This window comes from Prosthecobacter sp. (assembly GCF_014879935.1).
Lineage (GTDB): Bacteria > Verrucomicrobiota > Verrucomicrobiia > Verrucomicrobiales > Verrucomicrobiaceae > Prosthecobacter.
Genome location: NZ_JACSRD010000186.1, coordinates 37,437 through 63,235, shown reverse-complemented (window position 1 = coordinate 63,235; position 25,799 = coordinate 37,437). Strand labels below are relative to the sequence as shown.

Genomic DNA, 25,799 nt, shown 5'->3' with positions numbered 1-25,799 from the left:
TCCCTCTTCCTACCACTCCGCTTTCGCCGCTGCTACCTTCGATACCCACTCAGGACAGCGAAGACTCGGAAAATTTGCCAATGGAGCGCTCACTGGAGCCATGAGAGCTATGATAGGAGAAACAAGCCACACTGAAGCCAATTCCTTGGCAACCCCAGTGGATGCCAGCATGAATGACCTGACCCACTTTGTCGGATTCGTCGCCAATCTGCCGGTGGCAGTTCCGATATGGATTGCAGCGCAAGTGTCGGACAGCGTGATGGTTTGGGTTCAAGAGAATCCGAGTGCATTTGGCACCAACGACAAAAGCTTCGGTGGTTTGATAGGGAACAGCATGAAGGGCGAAGGGCGTCCGGGTCTGTTAGGCACGGCTATTAGTCTAGTTCACAAGCAGGGCGTATGGGGTGATGGCGGCGTTTTTGAGGCCGGTCAAACACTCGGTCATGACAATAGTATTCCGGGAGTTTCGCGCTGGTATATTTCTGCACCTGAAACGGCTCTGCAATTCCCGGGCATCGTAATGAAGAACTTTGGCTTCGGACCTTTGAGGCATCTCCTACCGGGTGCAAACATGGAGGTTCTGCGTGGGTTTCACAATGGCGCAACCCCCAACCGGTCAACTTATTCAGAACGTGGTCACAATGGAAGATAAGGAGCTGCGGAATCCAACGCCTGGGTGGGAAAGTAGTGCTGAGCTTTAGCTCGCACCGTGACAGATTAGTAGCTCACCAGCGCCGAATGACCTTGCCTGCCATTCACGAGCTAAAGCTCATGACTACTTTGCCAAGCCCGGCAACGAGCTGACACGAGGCATGGGAGCCGAGGAATCCAGCGCCTGGATGGGAAAGCGAGGTGCCGCCGGTCCAGAGGCCGCGCTGCCGCCGGATCATCCGCAGGCTCGGGTGGCTGATGGGGCCGACCCAACGCAGGGATGGCAGCAAAAGGGGAACCCTGGCATTCTCATTCTGCCGCCTCTCCAAAAGTGGCTGCGGGTTCGCTTCGCGGCTTCGCAGGAGCTGCATCCGTGGCATGGATGATTCGGCTGAAGCCGAAGCCACTTTTCTGCCGTTGCGCTTTCCAGCTCACGGGTCAATCATCCTCTCGTGAATACTTCCACCACCAAACCCATTCCCACCGACTGGCAGGCGGAGTTTGAGGCGGCGGCGCGGCGTCCGCTGAAGCAGCGGTGGCGCTATGCCTTCATCAAGACGCACAAGCCGGTGCTGGATGACGCCCGGTTCCGCTCCTTTGACACCATGCAAGACTACCGCGCCTGGTGTGAAACCGCCCTTCCCTCCTGGCTCGGTTATGGCCGCGTTTGAATACCGTCAGGCGGAGGAGATTCGTGAGGCGTTCGCCAAGCATGGTGTGCGCTATCTTTTCCTCGGCAAGTCCGCCGCGATCCTGCTCGGCTACCCGGACACCACGCAGGATGCCGACCTTTACCCGGAAAAAAGCGAGGCGAATGGCAAGGCGATGGTGGCAGCACTGCGCGAGCTGGGGTTTGAACTGACAGAGGCCGAAGCGGCTGAGGTCGTGCGCGGAAAAGACTTCATCCAGCTCAAGAACGGCCCCTTCGACCTTGATCTCATCTTTGCGCCGGACGGCATCGAGCGCTTCTCGGATGCCTGGAGTCGTCGGGTGATGATGGAGGGCTTCCCTGTTTGTCACATCGACGACATCATCGCGAGCAAACAAGCCGCCAACCGCGCCAAAGACCGCGAGTCGTTGGATCGCCTGCGTGCATTTAGAACGTGGTGGCTGGCGGAGCGGAACTAGAAACGACCTGGGGCATGATGGACACGGGAAAAATGGTTGGCCAGTGACGCGCTGCCGCCGGATCATCCGCTGGCTCGGGTGGCTGATGGGGCCGACCCAACGCAGGGATGGCAGCAAAAGGGGACCCCTGGCTTTCTCTTTCTGCCGCCCCTCTCAAAGTGGCTGCGGGTTCGCTTCGCGGCTCCGCAGGAGCTGCATCCGTGGCATGGATGATTGTGCTAAAGCCGAAGCCACTTTCACCCGCCGCCGCCGCGAACGCGCCCTTGGCAACGAGGGGGCTGTGATTTACAAGTTCCCGCATGTCCACCCTGACTCTGGAACTCGACAGCTATCTGGCGCACTCGCTGGAGGAATCCGCGCGTCTTGAGCACAAGCCTGTGGCGGCATGGGCGAGGGAGAGGCTGCGAATCGCGGCGATGGAGACCAAGGCCGAGGCCAATGGGTATCCGCCTGGATGGCTGCGGCTGTTTGCCAGCATCGAGGACGACACCTTCGCAGCACCGAGCCGGAGCGACGCAAAACCCTTGGCAGCCCTGGAACTGGAATAACCCGGAGGCATTTCATGGCCTACTGCCTCGACACCAACACCATCGTCTTTTGCCTGCGAGGCAAGTCAGCCAAGGTCATGCAACGGCTGCACGCCACGCCATGAGTTCCGGCGTGTACCAGGTCTGGTTGTGGAAGATTGGACGATCTGACTGGCTCGCAGGATCGGACACAAGTTTCGCACGATGACACACAGCGGCGCGGCGTATAGAGCCGCATGAAAGACACGAAACTTGGTTATTCCCGTCGTGACATGCTTGCCCGTGCGGGCGGTGGTTTTGGCATGCTGGCCTTCGCTTCGATGCTGGAGGCGGCGAAGAATCCTTTCGCGCCGAAGGTGCCGATGCAGGTCGGTGGCAAGGCGAAGTCGATCATCTGGATCTTCACGAACGGCGGGCCATCGCAGGTCGATACTTGGGATTACAAGCCGGAACTCGCGAAGCGCGATGGGCAGACGCTCGAAGGTTTTGATCCGAAAACAGGCTTCTTTCCCGGTTCCGTGGGCGGTTTGATGAAGTCGCCCTTCGGTTTCAAGCAATACGGCGCAAGCGGCACGTGGTGCAGCGACCTGTTTCCCAAAACGGCGATGCATGTCGATAAGATGTGCTTCATCCACAGTTGCTGGACGGGCTCGAACAACCACTCGCCCGCGCTTTTCATGATGAACACCGGCACCACGCGCATGGGCTACCCGTGCGTGGGCTCGTGGGTGAACTACGGTCTCGGCAGTGAGAGCGATTCGCTGCCCAGCTTTGTGGTGATGAGCGATCCAATGAATCGCGGTCTGCCCAAAGGCAGCGCGGCAAACTGGGGTGCGGGCTTTTTGCCGAGTGTGTATCAAGGCACGTGGCTGAAGCCGACCGGTGCACCGATCGACAACCTCGCCGTGCCTGCCTCGCTCACGCCGCAGCGTCAGCGTGCGCAGCTCGACCTCATGGCGCGACTAAATCGTCAATCGCTCGCTGGATCGGCCATCGAGAGCGAACTCAACGCCCGCATCGAAAGCTTTGAGCTGGCTTACCGCATGCAAACCGCTGCGCCGGAGGCTTTTGCGCTCAAGGACGAGCCGGAGCACATCCAAAAGCTCTACGGCGTGCATGAGAAGCACTGCGGCCACTTTGCGAAGCAGTGCCTCACTGCGCGGCGAATGGTGGAGCGCGGCGTGCGCTTCATCCAGATCTACAGCGGCGGCATGGAGAACCAGCAGAGCTGGGACGGCCACAAGGACATCCTTGGCAATCACAGCGGCTTCGCGGCGGAAAGCGACCAGCCCGTGGCCGCGCTCATCAGCGATCTGGAGCAGCGCGGGCTGCTCGATCAGACGCTGATCATTTGGGGCGGCGAGTTTGGCCGTCTGCCCATCGCACAAAAAGGCGCGCAACCCGGTCGCGACCACAATCCGCATGCCTTCACCGTCTGGATGTGCGGCGGCGGCGTGAAAGGCGGCTACCATCACGGCGAGAGCGACGAAATCGGCTTCAAAGCGGCCATCGACAAAGTCAGCGTGCACGATCTGCACGCCACGATCCTCGCCGCGGCCGGACTCGATCACGAACGGCTCACCTTCAAGTTCCAGGGCCTCGATCAGCGCCTCACAGGCGTGGAGAATCCGAAGGTGGTGAAGCAGGTGTTTGCGTGAGATACTCTGAAGCCATGACGCGCGGCCTTTTTGTCTCTCTTTCCCTGTTATCGCTCACCACTTCTCTCTCGGCGGCTCCCGCCAAGGTGAAGTTCAATCGCGATGTGCGGCCGATCCTGTCGGACAAGTGCTTCTTCTGCCACGGGCCCGACCCGAAGAAGCGTGAGGCCGACATGCGGCTGGATGAACGCGATGCGGCCATTGAAGCCAAGGCCATCGTTCCAGGCAAAGCCGAAGTGAGCGAGATGATCCAGCGCATTCTGACCACGGATGCCGACGACCACATGCCTCCGGCCAAATCAAAGCTTGGTGACCTCACAGCGGCCGAGATTGCCATCTTGAAGCAGTGGATCAACGAAGGCGCGGAGTATGAGGCGCACTGGGCATTTATTCCGCTCAAACCGGAAGCGACGAAGGGCCAGAGCATCGACAAAATCGTCAGCGTTGGTCTGGCAGAACGTGGATTGAACCTCCAACCCGAAGCTTCGCCTGAGACACTCATCCGCCGTCTCAGCTTTGACCTCACCGGCCTGCCACCGACGCCGGAGGAAGTCACCGTCTTTGTCACCGAGCATCAGTTTGATCCAGCATCAAGCATCCAGCATCTCGTCACGCGTCTCCTCGCCTCACCGCATTACGGCGAACGCATGGCCGTGGACTGGCTGGACATCGCCCGATATGCAGACAGCTACGGCTTCCAGGTGGATCGCGAACGCGAAGTGTGGCCGTGGCGGGACTGGGTGGTGAAGGCGTTCAATGACAACCTGCCCTATGACAAGTTCATCACCTGGCAACTGGCGGGCGATCTGCTGCCGGACCCAACTGACGAGCAGGTGATGGCCACCGCCTTCAACCGACTGCACCAGCAGGAAAGCGAAGGTGGCAGCGTGGAGGAGGAGTATCGCGTCGAATACGTCGCCGACCGCGTGCAGACCGTTGCGACGGCATTTCTCGGTCTGACCTTCGAGTGTGCCCGCTGCCATGATCACAAGTATGATCCGATCACGCAGAAGGACTATTACGGGCTGTTTTCGATGCTGCAGAACATCGATGAGGCCGGCTTGTATTCGTTCTTCACGCCATCGCCACCGACTCCGGCGATGATGCTGATGGACCAGCCCACGAAGGACAAGATGGCGGCGCTGAAGGACAAGGTGGTGCAGTTGGAGAAGAAACACGGCAGTGCTGCACGCAAGACGCTGGAACTGCGGGCAGGAGTGCCCGCATCCCTGGAGGGGCAACTGGCGCATTTCACGTTTGATGAGTTGAAGGGCAACAAGCTGGCCGATGCGATGCATCCAGAGCCTCCCCCTCGGCCCAAGAAGGATCCCAATGACAAAACGCCGCCGCCTCCGCCTGCCCCCGTCGCCGTTCTGAAAGGCGAGAACAAGCTGGTTCCCGGCAAGCTCGGCAGCGCCATCCAATTCACCGGCGATGACGCGGTGGACACCCCGCTGGGCAATTTCAAACGGCAGGCCCCCTTCAGCGTGTCGCTATGGCTGAAAACGCCGGATGTGAAGGAACGCGCGGTCGTTTTTCATCGCTCCCGAGCGTGGACGGACGCGGCGAGCCGTGGTTACGAGCTATTGATCGAGGAAGGCAGGCTGAAGTGGTCTTTGATTCACTTCTGGCCGGGCAATGCGATCTCCATCCGCGCCAAGACTCCGCTGAAAGTGAATGAATGGACGCAGGTGGTCGTGACTTATGACGGCAGCAGCCGTGCGGACGGACTTCACCTCTATGTGGATGGCGAACTGGCCGCGACGGAAGTCATTCGTGACGCTTTGACGAAGACGATCCAGGGCGGAGGCGGCGATAACATCGCACTGGGAGAACGCTTCCGGGATCGGGGCTTCAAAGGCGGCCTGATCGATGATTTTCGTGTGTTTGGCCGCGATCTGTCTGTGTCCAGCGGTCCTTCGGCGGAACTGACCCAAGCCCGGGCCGATCTCCATGCACTGCAGGATGCCCAGAAGGAGATCATGGTGATGCAGGAGCTCCCAGAGCCGAAGAAGGCGTATGTGCTCACTCGGGGCGAGTATGACAAGCGGGCCGAGGAAGCCGGTCCGCAAACACCGGCGGTGCTCCCAGCCTTCCCGAAGGATGCCCCGAAGAACCGTCTCGGACTCGCCAGATGGCTGACGGCGTCAGACCATCCGCTCACCGCCCGAGTGACGGTGAACCGTGTGTGGAACAGCCTGTTCGGACGCGGTCTGGTGAAAACGACGGAGGACTTTGGCAGCCAGGGCGAACGTCCGTTGTATCCCGAGCTGCTGGATTATCTCGCGATGAAGTTCATCCAAAGCGGCTGGGACGTGAAAGCACTGCTCAAGGAGATCGTGATGAGCCGTGTGTATCGCCAGCACAGCATCGCAGATGCGCGGACGATGACGGATGATCCCGAAAACCTGTGGCTGGCACGGGGACCGCGTCTCCGGCTGCCTGCCGAAATGATCCGCGACAACGCCCTGGCCGCCGCTGGATTGCTGAAGCTGACCCTCGGCGGCGCACCGGTCTATCCGTATGAGATGACCGAGGCGTTCAAGCCCATCGGCCCCAGCGCAGGCGACGCGGTGTATCGCCGGAGCCTCTACACGAGCTGGCGCCGCACCAGCCCGCCGCCCGCGATGGTGGCCTTCGACGCACCACGACGTGCCGTTTGCATTTCCCGGCGTGAACGCACCGACTCGCCGTTGCAGTCGCTCATTTTACTCAATGGTGTGCAGTATGTCGAAGCCGCCCGTGTGCTCGGCGAGAAACTGCACCTCGAAGCGAAGGGCGACCTGCCCAAGATGATCGAACTCGGCTTCTTGCGCTGCCTCAGCCGCAAACCGGATGCGAAGGAGGTCCAAATTTGCACCCAGCTTTATCAGGAGCAGCTTGCCCATTTCAAAGCGGTGCCGAAGGAGGCTGAGGAACTGCTGAAAACGGGGAATGCCAAGCGTGATGTCACAATTCCAGTCTCCGAAGCGGCGGCAGCGGGTGTTCTCGCCCAAGCTTTGCTGAACCATGACGCCTGTGTGGTGAAGCGTTGAGTTTTGAACCACTAATCGGACACTATGCACACTAATAAGAAGAACAAGATCACGATGAGCGAGGATGGGCCGTTTCAGCAGGAGGGCTTTGATCTCATGGCGGCGGTGTTTGACGTTCACAATGAAGTGGGTGGTGGACTGGCGGAGGAGGTCTATCAGGAGAGCCTTGAGGTTGAGCTGGAGATGCGGGGCATGATGTTCGTCTCCAGACAAGAGATCGCAATTTACTACAAGGGTCGGGAATTGAAGCGGCGTTACGTCCCGGACTTGTATGCCTGTGATGGAATTGTCGTCGAGCTGAAGGCTGTGTCACAGCTTTTGCCGGAGCACGATGCCCAGCTTTTCAATTACATGCGGCTGACCGGGAAACGTGTCGGCTACCTCATCAATTTCGCTCCTCTCAAGCGCGTCGAATGGCGTCGCTACGTCCTCTGACAATTGCCCCTCAAGCACCATGAGCAACCAAGCCTCAAGATGGGCCTCGAACCCACCAAACAATCCATTAGAGTCCATTAGTGGACATGAGTGGTTAACAAACCGCCGTTCTTTGCTCCAGAGCTTCGGCCTGGGCCTCGGAGGCATCGCTTTGAATGAGATGCTGGCGAAGGCTTCGGACGATCATGGGGTGCTGGGAGGCACGCATTTCCAGCCGAAGGCCAAGCGCATCATCTACCTGTTCATGTCGGGCGGGCCGTCGCACCTCGACCTGTTTGATTACAAGCCGGTGCTGAACAAGCGCCATGGCGAGCAGCTTCCGGACTCGGTGCGCGGCGGCCAGCGGCTGACGGGCATGTCGGGCAATCAGTCGTCGATTCCGATGGTGGGATCGCCGTTCAAGTTCACGCAGCATGGACAGGCGGGCGGATGGTTCAGCGAGCTGCTGCCGCACACAGCGAGCATCGCGGACGACATCTGCGTGGCGCGTTCGATGTTCACGGAGTCGATCAATCACGGCCCTGGCGTGACGTTTTTCCAGACAGGGTCACAGATCGCGGGGCGGCCGAGTTTTGGCTCGTGGCTGAGCTATGGACTCGGCGCGGAGAATGCGAATCTGCCGTCGTTCACGGTGCTGATCACGAAGGGCAAGGGCGGACAGCCTTTGGGCTCGCATCTGTGGGGCAGCGGCTTTTTGCCGACGAAGCATCAGGGTGTGCTGTTCCGTGCGGCGAAGGATCCAGTGCTCTATCTCGGCAATCCGGCAGGCGTGAGCGCGGGCAGCCGCAGGCTGATGCTGGATCGCCTGAAGGAGCTGCATGAGCATCAATTCGCCGGAACGCCGGACGCGGAGATTCAAAATCGCATCGACCACTACGAGATGGCTTTTCGCATGCAGTCGAGCATTCCAGAGGTGACCAACCTCAGCGATGAACCGCAGCACGTGCTCGACAGCTACGGCCCGGATGTGAAGACGCCGGGCACCTTTGCCGCGAACTGCCTGCAAGCACGTCGTCTGGCGGAGAAGGGCGTACGTTTCATCCAGCTCTACCATCAGGACTGGGATCATCATGGCGGCCTGCCCGGTGCGTTGCCGAGGCTGTGCAAGGAAACCGACCAACCGGCTGCAGCGCTGGTGAAAGACCTCAAGCAACGTGGCATGCTGGACGACACGCTGGTCGTCTGGGGCGGCGAGTTTGGCCGCACGGCGTATTGCCAGGGCAAGATCAACCCCAACTTCGGCCGCGATCATCATCCCCGCTGCTTCAGCGCCTGGTTCGCCGGCGGCGGCATCAAGGCTGGCTCGGTGTATGGCGAGACGGACGACTTCGGCTACAACACGGTCAAGGACGGTCTGCACATCCACGACTTCCATGCCACCCTCATGCATTTGCTGGGCATCGACCACGAACGGCTGACCTACAAGTTCCAAGGGCGGCGTTATCGCCTCACGGATGTGCATGGGAAGCTGGTGAAAGGGATCGTGGTGTAGGGCGAGCGTCCCGCTTGCCCAAACTGCGACCGGGACGGTTGCACTACGTCCCAACCGCGTGTTCATTCGCGCCCACATGAGCAGAACCGCCAAGCAGCACCGCAAAACCGCCGAGACGGACATTGAGATCGAACTCAATGTCGATGGGGCCGGAAAGTCGAAGATCGACACGGGAGTGCCATTCTTCGACCACATGCTGACGTTGTTCTCCAAGCACGGCCTGTTTGACCTGAAAGTGAAGGTCGTGGGCGACATCGAGGTGGATTACCACCACACGGTGGAGGACACGGGCATCGTGCTGGGCAATTGCTTCCGTGAAGCGCTGGGCAACAAGGCGGGCATCGTGCGCTATGGTTTCTGGCTGCTGCCGATGGACGAGACGCTGGCCGAAGTCGCACTCGACCTCAGCGGTCGTGCATTCCTGAGCTACCACGCTCCCGAGAATGTCGAAGCCATCGGTGGTGTGAACCGCTTCAGCTACCAACTCGTGGAGGAATTTCTCCGTGCCTTCGCGTCGAGCCTGCTGGCGACGCTTCACGTCGAAATCCGCCGCGGACGCGACGCCCACCACATGGCGGAGGCGATCTTTAAGGGGCTCGCGCGTGCGCTCGACGCGGCGACGAAGCTCGATCCGCGTGTCACCGGCATCCCCAGCACCAAGGACGTTCTGTGATGAAACTTGGCGTGCTTGATTATGGCGCGGGAAACCTGCGCAGCGTGTTGAATGCGTTCGAGGCCATCGGAGCGCATGCGAACCTCGTGACGAGGCCCGAAGACTTTGACACCATCGACGTGCTCGTGTTTCCCGGGCAGGGCGCGTTCGGCGACTCCGTGCGCATCTTGAATGAAACCGGCCTTTGGGAGCCGCTGAAGAGCTGGTTGAAGGCCGGAAAGCCGTATCTGGGCATCTGCCTGGGCTACCAGCTCCTTTTCGAGAGCAGCGAGGAGTCCCCCGGTGTGGTCGGGCTCGGCGTGGTGCCCGGCAAAGTGCGCAGGTTTGATCCAGCGAGCGGTTTGAAGATTCCGCACATGGGCTGGAACGTGGCGAACTGGGAAGCGGGGCAGTCTGCCGTCTGGAACGGCCTGCCGAATCCGACACACGTCTATTTCGTGCACTCGTACTACCCCGAGGTGCAGGATGAATCGCTGGCGCTGTGCCGCACGGACTACGGTGTGGGCTTCATCAGCGGCATCGCGAAGAAGAACCTCGTGGCGGTGCAGTTTCACCCCGAAAAGAGCCAGGAAGCCGGGCTGACCTTGCTGCGAAACGCGTTGAAGGTGCTGGAAGCGAAGGACTGACGATTCCGGCGGTTGCTTTGAGCTCAAAGGGCCGCCAGCGCCTCACGCAGGATGGCTTCCTGACGTTTTGCCATTTCCCTTGCCTCTGCGAGCTCGTGATCGTCCCAGCCGGCGAGATGAAGCAGGCCGTGGACAAGGTAGAGAGCAATCTCGTGGTCGAAAGGTTGTCCATGTTCCCTGCCCTGCCGTTCCGCAGTGTCGGCACTGATGAGGATCTCGCCATGGTGAAACGTGATCACATCGGTGGGCGTCGGGTCATCGAGGAAGTCGCCATGGACGCGGGCGATGTCCGCGTCATCGACAATCGTGATTTCGATCTCTGGCAATGACCCCAGCGGCGACTCGGGTGACTTGGCAGCCGCCAGACAGGCAGGGTGTGCCTTTTTGCCGATGCGACGGAGCCAGGGCAGCGAAATCGAGTGCTCCTTCTGGCGGTTGTAGATGCGGAGCTTTGGCAACGGCATCAGGCGGCGGAGGCAGGAGGCGATTTGCGGGTGCGGGGCTTCCTGGCCGCCGATTCGGGCAAAGGACCAGCAAAAGAAGCCTCGACGATCTTGGCCGGCCCGCCGGACGATGCTTCGTCGTCGCCCGCGAGGCGGGGCTTCGCGTCATCCCGGAGGACGACAGCAGCGGCGGGCGGTGACTCGACCGCTTTCTGATACTTGATGCGGCCGTGCATCATGCTGAGCAAGGTTTTGGCAAAGCTGGCCTTGATCTTGGCGAGCTCCGCGATGGTGAGGTCGCACTCATCGAGCTGGCCGTCCACCATGCGCGCCTGCACGATCTCGTCGATCATGCTCTCAATGCGGGAGGCGTTTGGCTTTTCCAGGGTGCGGGAGGCGCTCTCCACGGCGTCTGCGAGCGAAATGATGGCCGACTCCTTGAACTGCGGCTTGGGTCCCGGATAGCGGAAGGTTTCCTCACTGACCTGCTGGACATCGTCCTCCTTCGCCTTGCCGAGCTTCACGAGGCGCTCCAGCTCCGCCTTATGATCAAGGGCCTGACGGTAGAAATAATAGGCGAGCGAGGTGCCGTGATGCTGCTCGATGACGTCAATGATGCGGGAGTTGAGGTTGTTTTTGATGGCGAGATCGACGCCGTCCTTCACATGGGCGATGATGACGAGCGCGCTCATGCGGGGCGTGAGATCGTCGTGCGGATTCGCGGAGGGATCCATGTTTTCGATGAAGTACTCCGGTTTGCTGAGCTTTCCGATGTCATGGAAGTAGGAGCACACGCGGCACATGCTGGCCGTGGCACCGATGCCCTCGGCGGCGGCCTCGGACAGATTCGCGACGACGAGGCTGTGGTGATAAGTGCCTGGGGCCTCGATGCTGAGGCGGCGCATGAGCGGGTGATTCAAGTCGGCGAGCTCCAGCCATGACACATCGGTGGTCACCCCGAAGACGCTTTCAAACACCGGCAGCAGGCCACCGACGGCCATCCCGGTCACAATGCCGATCGTCAGCGGCAGACCCACCATGCGGCCGATCTTTTCCTCCATGATCACCCCGGCCGCCTCATGCAGAAACAGGGAGAACACCATCGCCACCACGCCGACATAGAGGCCGGCCATGAAAAGGCGGTTCCTGCGGCGGACACGACGGGTCAGCAGCACGGCGGTGAAACCGATCAGCGATGACGTGGCCAGATAGGTGGGTGCCGAGACCGAAACACACACCAGCACGCCGAAAAGCGTGGCGTAAATCGCACCGAACAGCCCGATCCGGCTGCCGAGGATGACCGAAAGCACCAGCGGACCGAAGGCGTGCGGCAGGATGACAGCTTTCAGCGCTTTTCCCCAACTCTGACCGGCCGAGAGGTCCAGCGTGAAGACCATCAGCGCCAGGTGCATCAGGATGGTGCCCAGCACGAGCAGCAGGATGCCGTTGTCACGGATCTCCCCGCGCAAGGCCACCCGCTCATGGGCCACAAAGGCAAAGCCGAGGGCACCCGCGTAGAGAGCATGCAGCCAGGTCAAAGCAGGCAGGCCATCCTCCACCTGAGTGCCCAGACGCATCAACACGACGACGCCGATGAAGAACAGCACGTAGGCGGCGACGGTACCGGCCGGATGCGTGCGCATCTCGTCCACAAAGTCACCTTCCTGGTGTTTTCTGCGGGTTCTGCCGCAGGAAAGGCCTTCGCGTTGCAAGCGGGCACGTCGGATGGACTCAAACATGGTGGGGGTGCGGGAGTGGCAGGGAGGCTATCATACATCGGGGGTCGGACAAGAATCTTTCCCCTCGTGTTCAGGCTCCTTGAGCCGTTGTGGCGCAGTTTTGGCAACTCTCCCTGCTTGATAGGCCTCGATGATCCGCTGCACGACAGGCAGGCGGACAATGTCCTTCGGGGCAAACGCCACAAATTTCACCCCTTCCACGTCCTGAAGCAGTTCGACAGCTTCCTTCAATCCGGACTTCACATGGCGGCGAAGGTCCACCTGGGACGGGTCGCCTGTGACCACGCACCGCGCCCCGTCACCCAGGCGGGTCAAGAACATGAGCATCTGCTCTGTCGTCGTATTTTGCGCCTCATCGAGGATGATGAAGGCGTTTTTCAGAGTTCGCCCGCGCATGTAAGCGAGCGGGGCGATTTCGATGCTGCCGCGCTCGATGAGTCGCTCGGCCTCCTCCGGCTCCAGCATGTCGTAGAGGGCGTCGTAGAGCGGCCGCAGGTAGGGGAATATCTTTTCTTTCAGATCGCCGGGCAGAAAGCCGAGAGCCTCGCCTGCCTCCACCGCCGGCCGGGTCAAAACGAGGCGCTGCACGACCTTTTCCTTCAACCAGTGCAATCCCTGCGCCATGGCGAGGTAAGTCTTGCCCGTGCCGGCCGGGCCCACGCCGAAAACGACCTCACATTCCCGCATGGCCTGCACATAGGCGATCTGGCTGCGGGTTTTGGCGAGAACGGCCGGACGCTTGCCGGAGCCGAGCATTTTGAGCTGCATGATCGCCTCGCCGGGAGCATCGCCACTTTCCCGCTGCACGCCTTCGGTGATAAGGCGCACCATGCCGGGTGAAATCTCGCCCCCCTGCCTGCGGACACGTTCGAGCTGGGTGAAAACCTCCCGCGCTGCGGCGATTTTCGCCTCATCCCCCTCCAGTCGCACCCAGCCTTCACGACTGGTCACAGTCACGCCAAACGTCTCGCCTACCAGCCGCAGACTGCCCAAGTCATTGCCAATCAGCTTCTGGAGAAACTGCGGCGTCTCGTAAGTGAGGGTTTCGACAGACATCAGCGATAGCCATACGCCAGCGCCCAGAGGACGCTCGGCTCCGTCTTCGACTTCAGCTCAAAGACAATGCGGTAGGTGCCGGTCTTCGGCGGATTGACGCGGACACTCATGAAATACTTGTCCGCCTTCGCGCTGATTTGAACCGGCTGGTTTTTCTCGTCGAAGACCTTCATGTCCAGCGACACACCCTCCTGGCTGGTGCCCAGCCAGAAGGCGTACTCATTCCCCTTGAACAACTGGTGCCGGATCATGAGCTTCTGTCCGCTCTTCACCTCGCCGTTCCAGTAGTCCTCGCGGACGATGAAGCCCTGCTCCACGAACGGGATGGCGGCCTCCATCGCAAAATCATGCGACTCGTCCACGGTGGCATTCACCAGCGAGGCGAAGGCCAGGGACAGCACTGCGAAGACGGTTTTTCCGAAGTTCGATTTCATGGCAAAGCCGTGTGGGGGATTATTTCTTCGCCAGGATTTCGGCCAGCAATCCATCGCAGGTCTTGCCGATTTCAGAGACAGCGTCCTTTGAGAAGCCGTCCACCGCGCCTTCCATCTGCTGGAGCACGGAACCGAGTCCCTTGCGAATGGAGCGCATCACATCGTGTTCACGCGTGCCGGCAGGCATGCCTTCGATCTTGCCGACGAAGTGCTCGACGAGCATCGGCTGGTTCAGAAGCTCCGCACGGTCGGCGGAGAAGCTCTTTTTCACCACCGACGTCACGGAGGCCGTGCCGCGCAGCCAGCCGCCGAGGCTGACGCACTGCGAAAGGTCCATGTCCTTCATCTGCTCCATCGTGTCGCGCACCGTTTTCTGCGTCTGGTCGAATTCCTTGCGGATGGCGCTCCAGTTCGACTTGTCGGCGGCATCCAGGATGCTCTGCGCATGTGGCAGCACCGATTTGCTGAGGCCGAGGCTCTTGGCGAGGCTGATCACATCGCGACCGAGGTCCTTCACCGCCTCCTTGTCCTCCGCCTGCACAGCCACAAAGCCTTCCGCCACTGTATAACCGAAAAGCAGGGAGAGCTTCGTGCGGTCGCTGGTCGTCGGCAGTTCCTGCTTGCGCAGCTCCGTGCGCCAGTTCGGCTCGCCCAGCTTGTCCAGCACGGAAAAGACCTCGCTCGGCACCGGGACAACCACGTCATCAACGACTTTGCCCGGAAACGCCTGCGGATCGAATTCTTCGACTCCTTTCGTGCCCTGTGGGGCTGCGGGAAGGTGGAGCGTGGTGGCAGTCAGACCCACAAAGATCGACAAAAAGAGGATGCGGTTCATGGCGAGGAACATTTTTTCGGGTTGCTCCGAATCAAACCGCAATCCCCCGGCGTGGCAACTGGTTTGACCGGCGGGCATCGCCGTTAACCAATCAACGCCTGATGGGACGCATTGGAAGCATCATCCTCGCGCTTTCAGTCCTCCATGCTTCAAAACGCAATCCCAAAATCAAATCACCCGCGGCAGCACCTCGACCACGTCCGCCAGCACGCGGCCACTGCCATGGCGAAGCTCGTTGCAGCGGCCGAAAAGCAACTGGCCGCTGGTGGCGCCCAGGAGTTCCGCCAGCCGCTGATCGACTGAGATGCGGAAATAGCCCCGTGGATGGCTGGAGTGCGGCACTTGGAAGCGCTCCAGGATCGCACCAAAGGGCACATGGCCTTCCAGAACGAGTTTTTGGGCTTCTTCGGGCAGGATGTCGAGGTGGATGCCGATCGCACCGAACTCCACCGGCATGCCATCGCTGCGGCGATGCAGGACAGAGGCCCGCACGAGGTAATTGCCGATGCGAGCACGAGCGGCGACGTCGAGATCGATCTCGCAAGCGTGGAACTCCCGCAGCCGCGGCGTCATGTCCTTCTCGTGAACGAGAAGATGACGCTCCTGCTCGGCGAGCGCCTCAGGTTCGACAAATGTCACACGTGGACGCGTGCTGCCGATGCCATAAAAGAAAATGAGCGGGGCCAGGATGTCCTCGTCAGGACGCGCCACCTGGACGTCAGGTGTAGCGGGCATACTGGCGGTGCTGGGGGAGGAAGAAGTCGTGCAGCAGACGGTCCACCTGCAGCAATCCATCACGTGTGAGCGTGACTCCTGTGTCCGTAAGGGTCGCAAATCCCTCTTTCGCGAGGTATTCGAGCTGCGGGGCGAAAAACTCCCGCGGATTCTGCCCGAATTTCCGGATGTAATAGTCGAACTCGCTGTGTCCGAGTTTGATCTTCAGGATGAACTCACGCACGAAGCGATCCTCGGCCGTGGTCTGATAAGCACGGAACATCGGGAACTGCCCGGCATCCACCGCCAGCATGTACGGCCCGACATCGGCCTGATTTTGATAGTGAACACCGCCCAGATGCCCGAATGAGGCCACACCGCAGCTCAAAAGATCGGCGCCTTCCCACAACGCATCGCGATAGACAAATTTGATGCGTGTCGGGTCTTTGACGACGGTGTAAGCGCTGGTGACCGTGTAACCGGCCTTTTGGAACTCGTCGAACGCGTAGCTGACCCAGTCGCGTTTCGTCTGCCAGTCGGCCACAGGTGCGGTGACTTTCCCCTCCGCCTTCATCTGCTGGTAGATCGTCGTGTTGTAGGGCACTTCCATCTGGTAGATCGTGACCGCATCCGGCTCCAGTTCGATGGCTTTGCGCACACACACCTTCCAGTTTTCCGCCGTCTCATTCATCATGCCGGCGATGAGATCGATGTTGATGTGCTCGAAACCGAGGCCTCGGGCAAAACGGTAGGCTTTTTCGATCTCGCCGCTGCGATGGGCACGTCCGTTGGTTTCGAGGATGTGATCGTCGAAATTCTCGACACCCAAGCTCAGACGCGTGACGCCCACCTCACGAATGCCGGTCAGCTTCACCTCGTTGAGCGTGCCCGGCTCCGCCTCGAAGGCCACCTCCGCCGCACCTTCCCAGGAAACGAGATCCTTCATGCGGTTCGTCAGGTCCTTGAGCTGCGGCACGGACAGGTAGCTCGGTGTTCCGCCGCCGAAGTAAACAAAGTGCGCCTTCCGACCGGCGATGTAAGGCTGCCGCGCGAAGTGCTCCATCTCGCGCATGCCCGCGTCGATGTAGGCCTTGATCTCGGACGCGTTCTTGTCGGTATAGACCTTGAAGTAGCAGAAATGGCAGCGCTTCCGGCAGAACGGGATGTGGAAGTAAACACCGAGCGGCACATCCGTGGGTGCCGGACGGCGGAGCACCTCCTCGACCACCGGAACCTGCTCTTTCTGCCAGAAGGAGAAGGGCGGATAGTTCGAGACGAAATAGTTCCCGGCCTCGGTCTTTTCGGTCTTTTTGGGGACCTGGACTTCGGTCGCAGCCGCAGCCTGCGGAGAATCGAGCGTGGTTTGCATGGGGGTAAAAGGAGAACGCCTTGCGACGGCGGTTCTGCACAAAAAGTCGGGAGAAAACCCGCTGCGGTCAAGAAGTGCTCAGCGAATCGCCAGCACGGTCAAAGCTTCGCGTCACGCAGGTGGCTGGTAACGCCACCACGACTACTTCCCGTGTGCCAGCACGACGCGGAAGCCAATCGTGTTCCGCCGCGTCTCCGGCGGCACCGGTGTGCGTGCGGAAGCCAGCAGTTCCTCCGGCACCGACGTGCGCCAGTTGCCGCCACGTGTCGTGCCCATCACCGGTCTGGCCGGTTCGTTCGGTTTCGCCGCTGGTGCTGCCTCGTAATCCGTGTCCACCCATTCCGAGACGTTTCCCGCCAGACCGGAAATGCCCCGCTCATTCGGCCGCAAGGCAGCCACAGGAGCCAGAAACGCGAAACGGTCCTCATAACCCGGGATCGCGCTGTCCAGACTGGCCCGGCGGGCGGAATTAATGTCCGCCAGATTGTCCACGTCGTTCGGCGGCGGCCAGTCATAGCCCCAGGAATACACGCCGCGGATGCGCCCGTTGCGTTCGGCCGGCGTGATGCCGCGTTCTGGCGGCAGACCAGCCGCACGGCTCCATTCCTCGTCGGTGGGCAGGCGATACACATCCTTCGGCCCGATCAGCCCCGCATTGCGATCTCGTTCAGTCAGCCAGGCGCAGAAGGCCTGCGCCTCATTCCGATCCACCCCCACCACCGGCAGCGCTCCTCCCTTGCCGCTGTCCTCCACGCGGCCGGGTTTCCGCGTCTGCGTCGCCTTGGCATACTCGGCATAATCACGATGCCGGATCTCCCACGCGGACATCATCACCTCCCCCAGCGGCACAAAATTCATCCCCAGGCTGTTCGTCTTCCACTGGCGGCCAAAGGTCACCGCTTTCCGCGTCTGCATGTCCGCGAACAGCTCCGACTGCTCACCTTCCCTCACCTCCCCTTCCAGCACCACATCGGCAAAGCCTTCCTCCCGCAGTTCAAATTCCACCGGTCCCGTGCGCACGCGGGGCAGTTCCAGCGGCGTTTCGCCGAGAAGCTGCTCGTGCTGATACACACGCACCTTCTCTGGCTGGCTGCGCACGATCACGCTGCCGTAGGTCTGCCTCTCCACCCGCAGCAGAAACGCGCGCCAGTTTTTTTCCTCGTCCGGATCGGGATCCTCATCGCGCGTCTCCGCTGGCATGTCCTCCGTGGCCGTCTGGCCGCTTTCCACGAAATAAAACGGCTCCACCTGGTAGTGATGCTCCTGACTGAGAAACGCCTCGCTGCGATCCCGGTCCGTCAGCCAGTAGCGAAACGCCTCCGCATCGCCATCCGGCACCACCACGAGGTAGGCCGACTCCTTTCCCGGCTGGTAACGCACCACCTTGCCCTCGAACGACCTGCCGGTGGCTTCCAGGAAGCGGCGGAAGAACTTCATCTCCACCGGATCAGCGCTGATGTGACCTCCAGCGCCCGGTTTGAACTCCATGCCCAGGCTGTTCCGCCAGCGTTCACCTTTCTGCGGCAGCCGTGACGGCTCCATCTTCAAATCAAACACCGCTGGCGTGGCATCCGACGCGATGTGCTCGATCTCCACCTGCTTGTGCCCGGGAAGACGGAGCTGATAGATCACCGGCACGCCCTCGGCGGGCTGCAACTCCAGCGGCGTCACCCCAAGACGCTCTTCACCCGCGAAAACCACCGCCCCGGGCGGCGTCGTGACGATTCTCAAACGCGGCTCCTGCGGACTCGTCGCCACGATGGAACGGCCACGCTGGCTCTGCGCCAGCCACATGCCGAATCCCACCGCCAGAAACAGCACCACCGATCCCGCAGCCACCCACGTCCACAACACCTTCCGTGACGACGGCAGCGGCTCTCCCCGCAAGGCCAGGGCCATCTCACGCGCGTTGACGAAGCGCTCCTTCGCCTTCGGTGCGCAGGCGGTGCAGATCACGTCATGAAGCTGCCGCCACACATCCAGCTTCGCCCCCGTTCCCGAGGAAGTCGGCAGATCCGGGAAATCCAGCCGGTCCTTTCCCGTGCTCGCTTCATACAGCACCATTCCGAGCGAAAAAATGTCCGACGCCGCTGTTCCGGGCCCTTCTGGAGCCACAAACCCCTCCGTGCCGACAAAACTGCGCTGCCCCAGCAAAGCCACCAGCCCGATGTCCGCCAGACGGCAGATGCCATCGATGAAAATCAGGTTCGACGGCTTCACATCGCGATGGATGAGCTGGTTTCGGTGCAGGTAGTCCAGTCCTTCCGCGATGGTGATCCCCAGTTTGATGCACTGCTCGGCCGACACGCGCTTCTCACGTTTCATCTGCAGGCCCAGCGTGTGCGGCTTGTAGGTGTCTGGATCGATGTCCCGGCCACGCTCCACATCGTCCGCCAGCTCCATCACATAGTAATAGAAGCCCTCCTGTTCATTACGCCCCACCTGCAGGATCGGCACCAGACCTTCGTGGCGACGCGAAATAGGCTCGAAACGCTTCAGCGCCTCAAACTCACGCTCAAACGACTCCGGACGGTCATAATCCTCCCGCCACACCACCTTCACCGCCCGCAGCACACCGGTCACACTGCGTGCCAGCCACACCTCCCCGAACGCCCCCCTGCCGATGAGGCGGAGGGTGTCATGATCGCGGATGTCCGGCGGCGTGCGTGTCGGAGGCTGCATTCAGAAGGTTGGAGTCCCCGGATTACACCGCAGGCTCACAAAATTGTCGAGGCGTGAAAGTCGTGAATTTCACAAGCAGCCGTGCCATGGGCACAGCACCATCCGATTCCAGCATTCATCGAAACGCGTCGATCACAAGGTAGAAGACCCCCACCGAGCCGGCGGCGACGTGGAGCCAGAAGAGCAAAGGCGATTCCTCGCGGGTGATGGACTCGCGGCGACCAAACAGAGTGTCTGTCCGCAGAGCCACGATGACCAGGCAGGCGATAAAGGCCGCGATGACGAGCGATGCGACATCGCCGCCGCTGAATCCTGCGGAGCCACGTGTTTGAGGCAGGTGCCTGAACCCGGTCAGGCAAAAGAGGAGCACGCCGTAGCTGCCAATGAGCGTGGAGGCGGCCTTGCTGGCCGGGCTTTGGCGGTGCGGTTCAGGATCGAAGACGGACCGGCCCCACCAGACGCGATCTCCGTGCCGGGAAGTGATCGCGCCGACGAACAGGGCGGTGCTGAGGATGAATCCCGGCCAGCCATCGAAGTCGCTGAATCCCATGCGCAGCATCTGGCCCCAGATGAGATAACCGCCGCAGCCGCCAACGACGAAGCCGAAGACAAAATGAAGCCCCCACGCGGTCCAGTCGGCATGCGGCGGCCGTGGTGGTGGATCGTGTGAATTCATGAGCGGTGCTGGCCGGGATGGCGGAGGCTTGGCCTGCATTTCTCACACTCAAGTGCCGGCGGCAGGCGGCTGGGGAGTCGCGCAAGTTTCAAGTTCGACCACGAAGGTGGCGCCGTGGCCCGGGCCGTCACTTTCGGCGCGAAGGGTGCCATGATGCTGCTCCACGATGGCCCGGGAGATGGCCAGGCCGAGGCCGAGGCCGCCGAAGCGATGGCGTGAGCCGAGATGGCCCTGGTCGAAGGGCTGGAAAATGGAGCCGAGGGCTTCGGGGGCGATGCCGATGCCGCTATCGGTGACGCGGATCTCCACCCGGCCGGGCTGCGGATTGGCGGTGCTGAGCAGCACTGTGCCGCCTTCCGGGGTGAATTTGAGGGCGTTTTTCAGCAGATTCCAAAGCACCTGCTGCAAGCGGGTGGGATCCGCGTGGATGTGATGCGCGCGGGCGTCGAGGTGCAGATGCACGGCAAGCTTCTTGTCCAGGACCTCGCCGCTGCGTGAGATCTCGTCGGCCTGGACGATGAGGAGGTGCAGATCGCAGGTGGCGGGGTGGAGCGAGAGCTTTCCGCGGACAATGCGGGTGAGGTCGAGCAGGTCGTCGATGAGCCTCGCCTCCAACTGGATGTTCCGGGAGATCATGGCGAAGGCGTCACGCGTCTCCGCGTCGATGGCCGGATCTTCCTCCATGGCCGCAGCCGTCATGAGAACGGGAGTGAGCGGAGTGCGCAGCTCGTGGCTGAGAGCGGCGAGGAAGTCGTCCTTGGCGCGGGAGGCCTCCTCGGCGCGTTGAGCGGCCTCGCGCAATCGTTCCTCATCACGTTTGCGTTCGGTGACGTCGCGGGAGATGCCGATGAGGCCGATGACACGGCCTGCGGCATCGAGCCGGGGTGTTTTGGTGGTGAGCAGGGTGTAGGTGCGGCCGGTGGCGCTGACGACTTCTTCTTCAATGGTCTCGGACCGGCCGGTTTCCATCACGCGTCGGTCGGCGGCCATGAGACGGGCGGACTGCGCGGCCTGATCCGGGAGGACATCGGCATCGGTGCGGCCGATGATCTGGGCCTCGGTGAGGCCGGTCATGCGGATGCCGGCGGGATTCATGAAGAGCATGCGACAGTCACGGTCTTTGACGAAAATGATGTCCTGCGAGTGATCGGTGATGGAGCGCCGCATCTCCTCGCTGCCACGCAGCGCCGCCTCATGCGCCGCGATGAGTGCCGCGCACCATCCCAGCAGGCCGCAGAAGGCGAGTACCACCGTCGTGGTGTGCAAGGCCACGCCGAATTTCATGTCGAACCAGCCGAGCTGCTGGCCCTGGAGCAGCAGCCAGGCCAGTGTCGCGGGCAGCAGCAGCACTGCGGGGAATGCCCGCCGGATGAGCAAGCCTGCGCCGCCTGCGTCGCAAACGGTGCGCATGGGATTCTGGTCGGAAAGTCGTGCCAGCAGTCCCAGCGCCAGCACGAAGATGATCGCGGCCGATTGCAACGCGATGCCGGTGTAACGCGCCACGCCGTAGAGCTGGTCGGCGCCGAGCAGGAAGCCGGTGAGATTCACCACGGCCACGGCCGCCACCGCCATGGTCAACGCGGCGGCAAAGGTGCGCCTTTTCGCACTGAAGGTGGAGAGGATCAGAGCCGCGCCGAGCAGGGCAAATGAAAAGGAGGCCGGGGGCCCCGGCCGCCCCGGGACCATCGCCGCACGTGAGCCCCAGCGATGCTGCGCGACCAGATTATCGATGCCAAGGTCAATCCCTGTGAAGTGCTGAAACAGCGTGGCAACGGCCGCCGTGGCCGTGAATAGTCCCAGCAGACGGATGGCGGTGTTCCTCCAGGTGTGGCGGGGCTCCAACAGCAGAGCCACGCCACAGCCGATCGCCATCAATGCCGTGTTGGCAAACATGTGGATGTCGTCCCCGTGCCAGCCGGTGAGTTCGGGCCTGCCGAGAATCCACCCTGCCAGTGTCACCCCGCTGGCCGCGATGGCGAACAGGCCGACCACCACTGCCCCGATGGAAGCCAGCCTGGGGATGGCGGGGGTCGTTGCGTTCGTGGTCATGAAGCGGAGGAACACGTACCTGAATGCAAGGGTCTTGGACGGTCAAGCGCTTCGACACGAGGAGAAAAATATGAATGACTAAGGTCGGGAGAGGGGTTCAACGGATCCGGTGCCCACGTCATGCCCGCAGTCCCCTCTCAATCTGACGCATGGTCTGAAGATCAAGGCCATTCCCTGCCATCAGGGACGATGTGGAAGCCAAATTCGCCGGCCTGAGGCGCTCGCGAGCAAAGACTGCGTGCCTGCTAGCGCACGCTTTGGCAGAATGCAAAAAGCGGAAGGCATCGCCTTCCGCTTCATCGAACTATCATTCACCGTGTGAGTTTCAGTCCTCCTGTTTCACCACCACCTGCTCAGCGACGCCCGGATCACGGGTCAACGGCCAGTAAGCGTCCATGTTGAGCTTGGCCGGCGGCTTCATCTCAAACTGTTTGCCATCCTTCGTGCCAAACCCCTGATAGGCGAGCGGCATGAGCGTCACGCATACTCGTTCGAGGTCGAACTTCTGCACATGGAGCGCTGCGGCGAAGGTGTTCTTCTGATCGAGCACCAGTACATCTCCCGCCTGATAAGGGTCTGCTTTGCCCTTGTTTCCAGGAAGAACGATCTCGATGTCAACATCCTCGATGTCAGTGGACCGTGCACGCACCACCCAGCCTTCGGTGATGACATCATTCACTGTGAGCGGACGGGCATTGATGACCTGATAGGATCCTTTGACGTAGAGCGGCTGCTCCTGCTTGTAATTGCGGATGTAGGAGCGCTTGAGGAGGTCGTTCTTCACGGCGAGCTGCTCGCTGGAGAAGGCGTAAAACTCCGCAAGGAGGTCTCGTGCCGGCAGAAACTTGCCCTGCGGCACGGTGTAGTTGGTGAACTTGCGAAGCGGGTCGAGCTTGTCGAAACGGGCAAGCACACGGTAGTTGAACGGCTTTTCCGGGTGGGCGAACACCATGATGCTGAAGAACCAGCAGAAGGTGGCGAATCCCATCAGAAGGGTGATGAGGATGGTCCACCAAAAGATGCCGCCGGAGTCTTTCTTCTTTGAAAAACTCCCGCCTCCATAGGAGCGGAACTCATTTCCGTCGCTCAAAAATCGGATTTGCATGGCAGAATTGCGAAATTTTTAGTTTTTATAAGATCAGATTGTTCAAATTCTACAAGCTAGGCTGAATTTGAAAAGAAAATTTTGTGAATAACTTGGCAGAATCTTTGCTCATTATTTGGCCTCAGATCAGGCGGGGCGGGGTTCAAAAGAGGTGCCGCACCCGCAACTGCGGGCCGCGTTGGGATTATTGAGCTTGAATCCGCTGTCAGAAAGCGAATCGACGTAGTCGATCTCACATCCACGGAGGAATTCCACGCTGGACGGGTCGATGAGGACTGAGACGCCGTCCTGCGTCTCCACCGCATCCCCTTCCCGCGCCTCGTCCAATGCCATCACATACTGCATGCCAGCGCAGCCACCCTTTTCGACACGAAGACGAAGGCCGGTGGTGGAACCGGCGTTCTTTTCGACGAGGAGGGCCTTGAGATGACCCAGGGCGCTGGACGTGATGGAAATCATGAGGGCAGTTCGATTTGCAGAACCTTGGCGTACAAGGCGGCAGGGATTGAAATTCCCTGACCGACGTCCAATGTGACGTTTCCTGGAAGCAAGAGAGCTACGTTTCCTGCCACACAGTTTATCCACATTCATGTCCAAAATTCGCATTCTTCCAGACGCGCTCGCCAGCCAGGTGGCAGCGGGAGAAGTCGTGGAGCGGCCGGCGGCTCTGGTTCGAGAACTGGTGGAGAACAGTCTGGACGCAGGAGCAGGCCACATCGAAGTGCATGCGCAACGAGGCGGCATCGCAATGATCCGTATCGTGGATGATGGATGTGGAATGGATCGTGAGGATGCCATGCTGTGTCTGGAGCGCCACGCCACCAGCAAAATCCGGACCAAGGATGACCTCGGGGCCATCTGCACCTTTGGATTTCGAGGTGAGGCGCTGCCCAGCATCGCCAGCGTGTCGCGCTTCCGACTGGCCACACGGGAGAGAGAATCGCTCGTGGGCACCGAGATCGAGGTGAACGGAGGCAAGCTCACATCTGTGCGGGATCACGGCGGAGCTCCCGGAACGGTCATTGAGGCACGCTCGCTTTTCTTCAACGTGCCGGCACGTCGCAAGTTCCTGCGCACGGAAAACACGGAATTTGCGCATGTTGAGCAGCAACTGCGACTGCACGCGATTGCCAACCCGCAGGTGGCCTTCACACTCACGCACAATGGCGAACTCGTGCTCCATCTGCCGGCCACGCATGACATGTTGGAACGCATTCGCGGTCTGGTTGGCGGTGAAATGGCCTCCAGGCTGCTGAAAGTGGAGGAATCCACCTTCCACGGCATCACCGTGTCCGGCTACATCGGCGGGCCGGGCATGAGCCGGTCAAACCGCCAGATGCAAACGACCTATCTGAATGGCCGCCCCATTGAAAGCGCCAGCATTTCCTACGGCCTGCGTGAGGGCTATCACACGGCTTTGATGAAGGGGCAGCATCCGGTGACCTTCCTGTTCATTCAGATGGATCCGCATGCCTTCGATGTGAATGTGCATCCAGCCAAGAAGGAAGTGCGCTTTCATGACGGCAACGCCGTGCGGGATGCCATTTCACGCAGCATCAGCCGCACTCTGGAAAGCGCGGCCAAACTGCCTTCCGGGCATGCGCCAGCCCGCCAACCAGCGTTCAGCCTGGTGCCAGCGCCCGCAATGCCCGTCATCAGCCACCGACAGGAGCAACTCGACATCCCCGTCACGCGAACGGCTGCTCCCCTGCGGCAACTGGCTCCAGTCTCGCCGCGAGCCCCGATTCCCGAGGCTCCTCCGCCCCGACTTCCGGTCGAACTCGAACAGAAACAGGATGAAGCGCCTCCAGAGACCAAGCCGGCAAGCTCCAAGAAAGAAGACGCGGATCGGCCTGCGGCTCCTGATTTCCGCATCATTGGAGTTCTGCAAAAGCTGTATGTGCTGATGGAGAGCCCAGAAGGCCTGGTGCTCATGGATCAACACGCGGCACACGAGCGGGTGAACTTCGAAAAGTTCCGCCGCGCCCTCGAGACCGGCGGTGTGCCGTGCCAGCGGCTGCTGATGCCGATCACGCTGCAAACAACGCCGCGGGACACCGACCTGCTCCGACAAAACCAGGCTGCGTTGAACCGCCTCGGCATTGAAATCGATCCTTTCGGCCCGAATGTCTTCAAGGTGGAGGCGGTGCCTGCTTTTCTCAAAACCGACGATCCTGCGGCGTGGCTGGACGACGTGATCGAAGAACTGCGCAGCCTCAGCGCGAAATCCTCCAGCCTCCGGCTCAGCGAGGATGCGATCGCCACCACGGCCTGCCGGGCGTCAGTCAAAAGCAACGATGTGCTGTCAATTCCGGAACTACAGGCCCTGCTAAAGGACCTGTTTGCCTGCGAAATGCCTTACTGCTGCCCGCACGGGCGCCCGACGCTCGTACAGATCTCCACTGCGGAGCTGGAACGGAAATTCGGCCGTCGCGCACCGGGCTGATCGCCGGCCGTGGTCAAAAATCTTGT

Annotated in this window: 23 protein-coding genes; 11 read left to right on the top strand and 12 right to left on the bottom strand. The window is 61.0% G+C overall.

Annotated elements, in window-relative coordinates; translation table 11 throughout:
* From IAE77_RS20465 to hisH, 10 genes are all read left to right on the top strand, one after another.
* Positions 1-652: hypothetical protein (locus IAE77_RS20465; protein WP_294230797.1), on the top strand; the 652-nt coding region annotated here is incomplete at its 5' end.
* 451 nt (positions 653-1,103) lie between these two features.
* The gene (locus IAE77_RS20460; protein WP_294230794.1) at positions 1,104-1,322 is read left to right on the top strand and encodes a hypothetical protein; all 219 of its coding nucleotides are present in this window, start codon (positions 1,104-1,106) and stop codon (positions 1,320-1,322) included.
* On the top strand, positions 1,309-1,779 hold the full coding sequence (locus IAE77_RS20455; protein WP_294230791.1) for a hypothetical protein: 471 nt from the start codon (positions 1,309-1,311) through the stop codon (positions 1,777-1,779). Before IAE77_RS20460 ends, IAE77_RS20455 begins: the two co-directional genes overlap by 14 nt.
* A gap of 299 nt (positions 1,780-2,078) precedes the next feature.
* Entirely contained in the window at positions 2,079-2,327 is a 249-nt protein-coding gene (locus IAE77_RS20450) for a hypothetical protein (protein WP_294230788.1), read from the top strand.
* A gap of 215 nt (positions 2,328-2,542) precedes the next feature.
* Positions 2,543-3,964: a DUF1501 domain-containing protein gene (locus IAE77_RS20445; protein ID WP_294230785.1), complete on the top strand. Its 1,422-nt coding sequence runs from the start codon at positions 2,543-2,545 to the stop codon at positions 3,962-3,964.
* A 14-nt stretch (positions 3,965-3,978) separates the two neighbouring features.
* Complete coding sequence (locus IAE77_RS20440) at positions 3,979-6,999, top strand: DUF1553 domain-containing protein (RefSeq protein WP_294230783.1); 3,021 nt, start codon at positions 3,979-3,981, stop codon at positions 6,997-6,999.
* Between the two features lie 24 nt (positions 7,000-7,023).
* Entirely contained in the window at positions 7,024-7,434 is a 411-nt protein-coding gene (locus IAE77_RS20435; protein WP_294230781.1) for a GxxExxY protein, read from the top strand.
* Positions 7,435-7,594: 160 nt separating this feature from the next.
* Entirely contained in the window at positions 7,595-8,926 is a 1,332-nt protein-coding gene (locus tag IAE77_RS20430) for a DUF1501 domain-containing protein (RefSeq protein ID WP_294230803.1), read from the top strand.
* A gap of 76 nt (positions 8,927-9,002) precedes the next feature.
* Entirely contained in the window at positions 9,003-9,599 is a 597-nt protein-coding gene (gene hisB / locus IAE77_RS20425) for an imidazoleglycerol-phosphate dehydratase HisB (protein ID WP_294230777.1), read from the top strand.
* A complete protein-coding gene (gene hisH, locus IAE77_RS20420; protein WP_294230775.1) occupies positions 9,599-10,225 on the top strand; it encodes an imidazole glycerol phosphate synthase subunit HisH in 627 nt (208 codons plus the stop codon). Before hisB ends, hisH begins: the two co-directional genes overlap by 1 nt.
* A gap of 23 nt (positions 10,226-10,248) precedes the next feature.
* On the opposite strand, the gene ybeY is transcribed toward hisH, so the two are convergent.
* From ybeY to IAE77_RS20360, 12 genes are all read right to left on the bottom strand, one after another.
* Positions 10,249-10,689: an rRNA maturation RNase YbeY gene (gene ybeY, locus IAE77_RS20415; RefSeq protein ID WP_294230771.1), complete on the bottom strand. Its 441-nt coding sequence runs from the start codon at positions 10,687-10,689 to the stop codon at positions 10,249-10,251.
* Positions 10,689-12,407, bottom strand: coding sequence for an HDIG domain-containing metalloprotein (locus IAE77_RS20410; RefSeq protein WP_294230769.1), 1,719 nt, complete (start codon positions 12,405-12,407; stop codon positions 10,689-10,691). Before IAE77_RS20410 ends, ybeY begins: the two co-directional genes overlap by 1 nt.
* A 30-nt stretch (positions 12,408-12,437) precedes the next feature.
* Positions 12,438-13,463: a PhoH family protein gene (locus IAE77_RS20405; RefSeq protein ID WP_294230766.1), complete on the bottom strand. Its 1,026-nt coding sequence runs from the start codon at positions 13,461-13,463 to the stop codon at positions 12,438-12,440.
* Positions 13,463-13,897, bottom strand: coding sequence for a hypothetical protein (locus IAE77_RS20400; RefSeq protein ID WP_294230764.1), 435 nt, complete (start codon positions 13,895-13,897; stop codon positions 13,463-13,465). The genes IAE77_RS20405 and IAE77_RS20400 overlap by 1 nt, the downstream gene beginning before the upstream one ends.
* Positions 13,898-13,916: 19 nt before the next feature.
* Entirely contained in the window at positions 13,917-14,732 is an 816-nt protein-coding gene (locus IAE77_RS20395; protein WP_294230761.1) for a hypothetical protein, read from the bottom strand.
* Between the two features lie 168 nt (positions 14,733-14,900).
* The gene (locus IAE77_RS20390; protein ID WP_294230759.1) at positions 14,901-15,467 is read right to left on the bottom strand and encodes a hypothetical protein; all 567 of its coding nucleotides are present in this window, start codon (positions 15,465-15,467) and stop codon (positions 14,901-14,903) included.
* Positions 15,451-16,815: a coproporphyrinogen-III oxidase family protein gene (locus IAE77_RS20385; protein WP_294230757.1), complete on the bottom strand. Its 1,365-nt coding sequence runs from the start codon at positions 16,813-16,815 to the stop codon at positions 15,451-15,453. Before IAE77_RS20385 ends, IAE77_RS20390 begins: the two co-directional genes overlap by 17 nt.
* 141 nt (positions 16,816-16,956) lie before the next feature.
* A complete protein-coding gene (locus IAE77_RS20380; RefSeq protein WP_294230753.1) occupies positions 16,957-19,497 on the bottom strand; it encodes a bifunctional serine/threonine-protein kinase/formylglycine-generating enzyme family protein in 2,541 nt (846 codons plus the stop codon).
* Between the two features lie 115 nt (positions 19,498-19,612).
* Positions 19,613-20,173 carry a hypothetical protein gene (locus IAE77_RS20375; protein WP_294230750.1) on the bottom strand — a complete coding sequence of 187 codons (561 nt, stop codon included), beginning with the start codon at positions 20,171-20,173 and terminating at the stop codon, positions 19,613-19,615.
* A 48-nt stretch (positions 20,174-20,221) separates the two neighbouring features.
* A complete protein-coding gene (locus IAE77_RS20370; RefSeq protein ID WP_294230747.1) occupies positions 20,222-22,222 on the bottom strand; it encodes a PAS domain-containing protein in 2,001 nt (666 codons plus the stop codon).
* A 325-nt stretch (positions 22,223-22,547) separates the two neighbouring features.
* Entirely contained in the window at positions 22,548-23,327 is a 780-nt protein-coding gene (locus IAE77_RS20365) for a hypothetical protein (protein ID WP_294230744.1), read from the bottom strand.
* A gap of 126 nt (positions 23,328-23,453) precedes the next feature.
* Positions 23,454-23,786, bottom strand: a complete 333-nt coding sequence (locus tag IAE77_RS20360; protein ID WP_294230740.1) for an iron-sulfur cluster assembly accessory protein — start codon at positions 23,784-23,786, stop codon at positions 23,454-23,456.
* A 130-nt stretch (positions 23,787-23,916) separates the two neighbouring features.
* Between IAE77_RS20360 and mutL the strand changes: the two genes are divergently transcribed.
* Positions 23,917-25,773 carry a DNA mismatch repair endonuclease MutL gene (mutL, locus tag IAE77_RS20355; RefSeq protein ID WP_294230738.1) on the top strand — a complete coding sequence of 619 codons (1,857 nt, stop codon included), beginning with the start codon at positions 23,917-23,919 and terminating at the stop codon, positions 25,771-25,773.
* Positions 25,774-25,799: the final 26 nt, after the last annotated feature.

Bases quoted from the DNA above. Each gene is read 5' to 3' on its own strand.
- IAE77_RS20455 (WP_294230791.1), top strand. From the start codon at position 1,309: ATGGCCGCGTTTGAATACCGTCAGGCGGAGGAGATTCGTGAGGCGTTC.
- IAE77_RS20450 (WP_294230788.1), top strand. From the start codon at position 2,079: ATGTCCACCCTGACTCTGGAACTCGACAGCTATCTGGCGCACTCGCTG.
- IAE77_RS20445 (WP_294230785.1), top strand. From the start codon at position 2,543: ATGAAAGACACGAAACTTGGTTATTCCCGTCGTGACATGCTTGCCCGT.
- IAE77_RS20440 (WP_294230783.1), top strand. From the start codon at position 3,979: ATGACGCGCGGCCTTTTTGTCTCTCTTTCCCTGTTATCGCTCACCACT.
- IAE77_RS20435 (WP_294230781.1), top strand. From the start codon at position 7,024: ATGCACACTAATAAGAAGAACAAGATCACGATGAGCGAGGATGGGCCG.
- IAE77_RS20430 (WP_294230803.1), top strand. From the start codon at position 7,595: ATGCTGGCGAAGGCTTCGGACGATCATGGGGTGCTGGGAGGCACGCAT.
- hisB (WP_294230777.1), top strand. From the start codon at position 9,003: ATGAGCAGAACCGCCAAGCAGCACCGCAAAACCGCCGAGACGGACATT.
- hisH (WP_294230775.1), top strand. From the start codon at position 9,599: ATGAAACTTGGCGTGCTTGATTATGGCGCGGGAAACCTGCGCAGCGTG.
- ybeY (WP_294230771.1), bottom strand. From the start codon at position 10,689: ATGCCGTTGCCAAAGCTCCGCATCTACAACCGCCAGAAGGAGCACTCG.
- IAE77_RS20410 (WP_294230769.1), bottom strand. From the start codon at position 12,407: ATGTTTGAGTCCATCCGACGTGCCCGCTTGCAACGCGAAGGCCTTTCC.
- IAE77_RS20405 (WP_294230766.1), bottom strand. From the start codon at position 13,463: ATGTCTGTCGAAACCCTCACTTACGAGACGCCGCAGTTTCTCCAGAAG.
- IAE77_RS20400 (WP_294230764.1), bottom strand. From the start codon at position 13,897: ATGAAATCGAACTTCGGAAAAACCGTCTTCGCAGTGCTGTCCCTGGCC.
- IAE77_RS20395 (WP_294230761.1), bottom strand. From the start codon at position 14,732: ATGAACCGCATCCTCTTTTTGTCGATCTTTGTGGGTCTGACTGCCACC.
- IAE77_RS20390 (WP_294230759.1), bottom strand. From the start codon at position 15,467: ATGCCCGCTACACCTGACGTCCAGGTGGCGCGTCCTGACGAGGACATC.
- IAE77_RS20385 (WP_294230757.1), bottom strand. From the start codon at position 16,815: ATGCAAACCACGCTCGATTCTCCGCAGGCTGCGGCTGCGACCGAAGTC.
- IAE77_RS20380 (WP_294230753.1), bottom strand. From the start codon at position 19,497: ATGCAGCCTCCGACACGCACGCCGCCGGACATCCGCGATCATGACACC.
- IAE77_RS20375 (WP_294230750.1), bottom strand. From the start codon at position 20,173: ATGAATTCACACGATCCACCACCACGGCCGCCGCATGCCGACTGGACC.
- IAE77_RS20370 (WP_294230747.1), bottom strand. From the start codon at position 22,222: ATGACCACGAACGCAACGACCCCCGCCATCCCCAGGCTGGCTTCCATC.
- IAE77_RS20365 (WP_294230744.1), bottom strand. From the start codon at position 23,327: ATGCAAATCCGATTTTTGAGCGACGGAAATGAGTTCCGCTCCTATGGA.
- IAE77_RS20360 (WP_294230740.1), bottom strand. From the start codon at position 23,786: ATGATTTCCATCACGTCCAGCGCCCTGGGTCATCTCAAGGCCCTCCTC.
- mutL (WP_294230738.1), top strand. From the start codon at position 23,917: ATGTCCAAAATTCGCATTCTTCCAGACGCGCTCGCCAGCCAGGTGGCA.